This window comes from bacterium, assembly GCA_027622355.1.
GTDB lineage: Bacteria > UBA8248 > UBA8248 > UBA8248 > UBA8248 > JAQBZT01.
Map to the genome: position 1 here is coordinate 1 of JAQBZT010000207.1, position 5,379 is coordinate 5,379.

General features: G+C 67.3%; 6 protein-coding genes and 1 pseudogene. 6 read left to right on the top strand and 1 reads right to left on the bottom strand.

All coding sequences use genetic code 11. From position 1 onward, the window contains the following. Window positions 1–67 precede the first annotated feature (67 nt). From O2807_11435 to hisH, 3 genes and pseudogenes are all read left to right on the top strand, one after another. A pseudogene (locus O2807_11435) lies at window positions 68–181 on the top strand (helix-turn-helix transcriptional regulator). 72 nt (window positions 182–253) lie between these two features. Further along, complete coding sequence (gene hisB, locus O2807_11440; protein ID MDA1001111.1) at window positions 254–892, top strand: imidazoleglycerol-phosphate dehydratase HisB; 639 nt, start codon at window positions 254–256, stop codon at window positions 890–892. 55 nt (window positions 893–947) lie between these two features. After that, window positions 948–1,616 carry an imidazole glycerol phosphate synthase subunit HisH gene (gene hisH / locus O2807_11445; protein MDA1001112.1) on the top strand — a complete coding sequence of 223 codons (669 nt, stop codon included), beginning with the start codon at window positions 948–950 and terminating at the stop codon, window positions 1,614–1,616. Window positions 1,617–1,632: 16 nt separating this feature from the next. Here the strand turns inward: hisH and O2807_11450 are convergent, their stop codons facing one another. Further along, a complete protein-coding gene (locus O2807_11450; protein MDA1001113.1) occupies window positions 1,633–3,060 on the bottom strand; it encodes a Na+/proline symporter in 1,428 nt (475 codons plus the stop codon). Window positions 3,061–3,299: 239 nt separating this feature from the next. Here O2807_11450 and hisA point away from each other — a divergent pair, with 239 nt between their 5' ends. The 3 genes from hisA to hisIE all read left to right on the top strand — a co-directional run. Continuing rightward, window positions 3,300–4,019 carry a 1-(5-phosphoribosyl)-5-[(5-phosphoribosylamino)methylideneamino]imidazole-4-carboxamide isomerase gene (gene hisA, locus O2807_11455; protein MDA1001114.1) on the top strand — a complete coding sequence of 240 codons (720 nt, stop codon included), beginning with the start codon at window positions 3,300–3,302 and terminating at the stop codon, window positions 4,017–4,019. Continuing rightward, on the top strand, window positions 4,019–4,789 hold the full coding sequence (gene hisF, locus O2807_11460; protein MDA1001115.1) for an imidazole glycerol phosphate synthase subunit HisF: 771 nt from the start codon (window positions 4,019–4,021) through the stop codon (window positions 4,787–4,789). Before hisA ends, hisF begins: the two co-directional genes overlap by 1 nt. Further along, window positions 4,786–5,379, top strand: a 594-nt coding sequence (hisIE, locus tag O2807_11465; GenBank protein ID MDA1001116.1) for a bifunctional phosphoribosyl-AMP cyclohydrolase/phosphoribosyl-ATP diphosphatase HisIE, incomplete at its 3' end; no start/stop codon positions are given. The genes hisF and hisIE, both read left to right, overlap by 4 nt.

Genomic DNA, 5,379 nt, shown 5'->3' on the forward strand with positions numbered 1-5,379 from the left:
CTTTTTTGGCAATTATGGAGAATATCTCCTTGAAAATGTCTTTAAAGACACCTATACTTTTCCCGCTATGACGCAGCGAATCGATGTGATTTTGAATGCGCTGGGCTGGACGCAGAGCGAGCTGGCCGAGCGGGCGCAAATCGACAAGGGGAAAATCTCGCGCTATATCAGCGGCGAGATTCAGCCCAACGTGGGCACACTGGTTCGCATCGCGCGTGCGCTGGGGTGCGGCTCGCTCGATGAGATCTGGCCGATGGGGCCGGAGGCAAGGGGAGGAGAGTTCTTGAGCGCCAGAAAAGCAGGCGGGGGCCGCCGCGCCGAAGTCCGCCGCCAGACCTCCGAGACCGATTTTACGGTGTCGATCGATCTCGACGGTGCCGGGAAGGGGAGCATCGCGACCGGCATCGGGTTTTTCGACCACATGCTCAACCAGATTGCCCGCCACGGCCTGATCGACATCACCGTGAAGGGAAAGGGCGATCTGGAAGTGGACGCCCATCACACGGCCGAGGACGTGGGGATTCTCCTCGGTCAGGCGATCGCGAAGGCGCTCGGGGACCGCGCGGGCATCCACCGGTTCGCGGACGTGCGCCTGCCGATGATGGATGCGCTGGCCCACGTGGTCATCGACGCGGGGGGGCGGGGGAACCTCGTCTACAGCGCCCGCTACCCCGAGGCCCGGGTCGGCGCGCTCGACGCCGCGCTCGTTCGGGAGTTCTTCTGGTCGGTGGCCACCCACGCGGGCATCGATCTGCACATCGAAGTGTGTTACGGGGAGAACACCCACCACATGGTGGAGGCCGTTTTCAAGGCCTTCGCCCGTGCGATGCGCGATGCGGTGGCCCTCGATCCGCGCGAACCGGGCGTGCCGAGCACGAAGGGCGTTTTGTAGGCCGTTTTGCCGGAATCCGCACTTTTGTAGAAATGCCGCTGAGGAGATTTTGTCCGTGAAGGGCGCCATCGTCATCGTTGACTACGGGATGGGCAACGTGAAGAGCGTGCGCAACGCGCTCGCGCGGATCGGCGCCGCCTGTGTGCTCTCGACCGACCCCGTGGCGCTCGCGGGGGCGCCGGGCATCATCCTGCCGGGGGTTGGCGGCTTTCCTGAGTGCATGCAGGCGCTCGATGCCTCGGGGCTGAGCGATCCGCTGCGCGATGCGATCGCGCGCGGGGTGCCCTATCTCGGCATCTGCCTCGGGCTGCAGGTTCTCTTCGAGGAGAGCGAGGAATTCGGCAAAACGCCGGGCCTCGGCATCCTGCCGGGGCGCATCCGCCGCTTCCCGAAAAATCTCGAAGAAGCGGGAGAGGCGCTTCACGTCCCCCACATGGGCTGGAACGGAATTCACCTCGAGGCGCCCTCCCCGCTTCTCGAAGGGGTGGCCGAGGGAGAGTATTTCTACTTCGTCCACTCCTACTACGCCGAGCCGGGCGAAGCCTGCCGCCCCTGCATCGCGGCCACCTGCACCCACGGGGTGCCCTTCATCGCGAGCGTGCGGCGCGGGAACCTCTTCGCCACCCAGTTCCACCCCGAAAAGAGCGGGGCGCGCGGCCTCGAGATACTCCGCCGCTTCGCGTCGCTCTGCGGCCTTGCGGCGGCGCCGTCGCCCTCCGCCTGAAGTTCCCGGAAAACGCTCAGGCCGCCTGTTCCGGATACGCGCGTCTGACCCCCTCGGGGAGGAGCGCCCCCGCCAGATAGCCCGCCGTGCAAAGGCCCAGCCCGAAAAGGTTCACCCCGAAGGTACGCGCGTACTTCCCGGCGCCGAGGGCGATCCAATCGGGAAAGATGCGCAACCCCAGCGCGCCCTCGAGGGCGAGGAGCGCCCCGAAGAGCAGTCCCGGCCAGAAGGCGAGGTGGAAGCTCGCCCGCCCGGCCCCGCGGAGGAAGGCGAGGATGAAGATGGGGGCGAGGCCCATCACCATCGTGCCGCTGATGGTGGTCGCCGCGATGATGGCCGGCCCGGCGCGATCGCCCATGTAGATGCTGAGGAGGGGGAGGTTTCCCAGAAGGGCGATCGCCACGAGAAAAAGGCGCCCCTTGCGGATCTGCGCCGCATCCGGCGCGCCCCGGCGATTCGACCAGTCGCGGGCGGCGAGCTTCGCCGTGCTGGCGACAGTGGAATCGAGCGTCGAGCCCGCGCTCGTGAGCATGATGGCGTTGAAGACGAGCAGCATCGGCAGCCCGAAGAGGATCGGCACCGCCACCGAGGGGTTCCCCTTCACGCCGTGGCTCAGGGCGTAGAGTCCCACCCCACTGAAGAGGAAGATGAAGCCGCCCGAAATGAGCCCGGCCAGGATGAAGGCGCGCAGCATCACCCGCGGCGGGGTGATGAACGCCCGGTCCGTCATCACCGGATCGTGGAACGGGTAGCTCAGTACCTGGACGAGGGCGAGGCCGCAGAAGGTGAGCCCGGCGAGGTGGGCCGCCTCGCCCGCCTGCGGCAGCCCCCGCGCGGCGAGGCCGGGCCAGAGGGTGATGAGGATGACGGTGAGCAGCGCCGCCGCGAGGAGCATCTGCGCCCCGTCGGTGAGCAGGCTGCTCCGCAGCCCCCCGCGCCAGCTGTAGTAGGCCGTGAAGGCGGTGACGAGAGCCGCCGCCGTCCAGTAGGCGGGGCTTCCCTCCGCGCCGAAGTAAAGGGCGGCGACCTTCGTGTTCGACCACACCTCGTTGAAGAGCCGGATTGCGATGGCGATGAGGAAGAGCCGCGCGCAGAGCGTGCCGTACTTGTCCACCAGGAAATGGGAGAGGGAGATGTAGCCGCCCCGCGTCCGGAGGAGGTAGATTACTACGCCCGCCGTCAGGAAGCTCAGGTAGTAGAAGGCGTAGCCGACCCCCCCCGCCACCCCGAAGGCGGCCGAAAGGCTCGCGGCGTTGGAGATCGATTTGGCGAAGATCCAGGTGATGGCCCCGCTTGCGACGAGAAGCCACAGGCCGGGCGGTGCGCCCTCCTCGGTACCGCCCTCGAAGAACTGTGCGGCCGAGACCCGCCGCGGGGTCATCATCCAGACGAGCAGGCAGTAGGCGGCCAGCACGAGCCAGGGAAGCCAGAGTGTTGCCGCCATCATGCGCTCCCATTCGATGGTTTGTTTCGAGAATCAAGGATGAACGCGGTTTTACATCGTGCGCGTTCGGTGCGCAAAAGTCGCCAGAGGGATAACGCCGGAGGGCGAGTTTTCATTCCATTTGGGGGAGTTTTGCCGCCCGGTTTGCATTCCGCAGCGTTTGGGTTTAATCAACGCGGAACGGCCGGCCCGGCCGGCGGGCGGAAAAGCCCGCATTGCGAGCGATTTGGGGAGAAATCATGCTGATCATCCCGGCGGTGGACCTGATGGAAGGCGGCTGCGTCCGCCTCATCCAGGGAAAGCGCGAGAACGTCATCCGCTACCCGGGCACCCCGGCGGATGTGGCCGCCGGATGGGTGGCCCAGGGAGCGAAGCGGGTCCACTTCATCGATCTCGACGGCGCTTTCGGTGGCGCGCCCGCCCATCTGGCCGAACTCCGCGAGGTGGTCCGAAGGGTGGACGTGCCGGTGCAGTTCGGCGGCGGGGTCCGCGATGCGGCAGCGCTCGCGGATGTCCTGGACGCGGGGGCCGCCTTTGTCATCCTGGGGACGAGCGCCCTCAAAAATCCAGACTTCCTCCGCCGCGCGGCCGGGGAGAATCCCGGCCGGGTCATCCTCGGCCTCGACGCCAAGGACGGCGAGGTCAAGGTCTCCGGCTGGGAGGAGGGCGAGCGGGTCACCCCCGAGGAGGTGGCGGCGCGCTTCGCCGATCTGCCCCTCGCCGGCATCATCTTCACCGACATCCGGCGCGACGGCACGCTGGAGGGCTTCGATCCCGGGCCCATTCTCTCCCTCGCACGCGCGGCGAATGTGCCCGTCTTTGCGGCGGGCGGCGTGAGCCGGATCGCGGACATCGAGGCGCTGATCCCGCTGGAGAAGGAAGGCATCGCCGGCGCGATCGTGGGCCGCGCCTTGTACGAGGGTACGCTCGATCTCAAAGCCGCCCTGGAGCTCGTCTGATGCTGGCGAAGCGGATCATCCCCTGCCTTGACGTGAAGGAAGGCCGCGTCGTCAAGGGGGTGAACTTCGAGGGGCTGCGCGATGCGGGAGACCCCGTCGAATGCGCGGCGGCCTACGACGCCATGGGGGCGGATGAGATCTGCTTCCTCGACATCACCGCCTCGAAGGAAAAGCGCGGGACGCTCCTCGAGATGGTCGAGCGCACCGCCGAGCAGGTCTTCGTCCCCCTCACGGTGGGGGGCGGCGTCGGCAGCGAGGATGACGTGCGCGATCTCCTGCGCGCGGGCGCCGACAAGGTGAGCATCAACAGCGCGGCGCTGCGCGATCCCGGCTTGATCGGCCGCGCGGCGCGCCGGTTCGGCAGCTCCACCATCGTCTGTGCGGTGGACGCCAAGCGCGTTTCAAATGGCGGCGCCCCCCTGCGCTGGGAGGCCTTCACCCACGGCGGCTCGCGCCCGACCGGCCGGGACGCCATCGCCTGGGCGCGCGAGGCCGCCGAGCGCGGGGCGGGCGAGATTCTCCTCACCAGCATGGACAAGGACGGCACGCGGGACGGCTACGATGTCGAGCTGACCGCCGCCGTGGCGGAGAGCGTCTCCGTGCCCGTCATCGCCTCGGGCGGCGTGGGCACGCTGGAGCACCTTTATGAAGGGGTCGTCATCGGCAAGGCGGATGCCGTCCTTGCCGCCTCGATCTTCCACTTCGGGGAGTACACCGTGGAGGAAGCCAAGAAATTTCTCCGCGCGCGCAAGGTGGAGGTGCGGCTGTGAGCGATGACGCCATCTCCGGGGTGAAGTGGAACGCCGAGGGCCTTGCCGCCGCCATCTGCCAGGACGCGGGGACGGGCCAGGTGCTCACCCTCGCCTGGATGAACGAAGAAGCCTTGCGCCTCACCCTCGAGAAAAAAACCGTGCACTTCTGGTCAAGGTCCCGGCAGGAGCTTTGGCACAAGGGCGCGACCTCGGGAAACTACCTGCACCTCGTCTCGGCCAATCTCGACTGCGACGGCGACGCCCTGCTCCTTCAGGTGCGGCCCGAGGGCCCCGCCTGCCACACCGGGAGGATGTCCTGCTTCTTTAACGAGGTGGAAGGGGACGGCGATGCGCCCCGCGATCTTTCTTTCGACCCCAATCTTCTCGAGGCCATCTACAAACTTATTCTCGAGCGGAAAGCGGGCGGCGCGGCGGCGGAGAGCTACGTCGCGCGCCTTTTCGAAAAGGGGCAGGCGCGCATCCTCGAAAAAGTGACCGAGGAGGCCGAAGAAGTCGCCCGCGCCGCGAAGGGTGAGGGCCCCGATCGCCTCATCGAGGAGACCGCCGACCTCTGGTTCCACACCCTCGTCGCCCTGGCCCAAAGGGAT

Coding starts and splice junctions, on each gene's coding strand:
- hisF (MDA1001115.1), top strand. CDS start 4,019: ATGCTGGCGAAGCGGATCATCCCCTGCCTTGACGTGAAGGAAGGCCGC.
- hisB (MDA1001111.1), top strand. CDS start 254: ATGGGGCCGGAGGCAAGGGGAGGAGAGTTCTTGAGCGCCAGAAAAGCA.
- hisA (MDA1001114.1), top strand. CDS start 3,300: ATGCTGATCATCCCGGCGGTGGACCTGATGGAAGGCGGCTGCGTCCGC.
- O2807_11450 (MDA1001113.1), bottom strand. CDS start 3,060: ATGGCGGCAACACTCTGGCTTCCCTGGCTCGTGCTGGCCGCCTACTGC.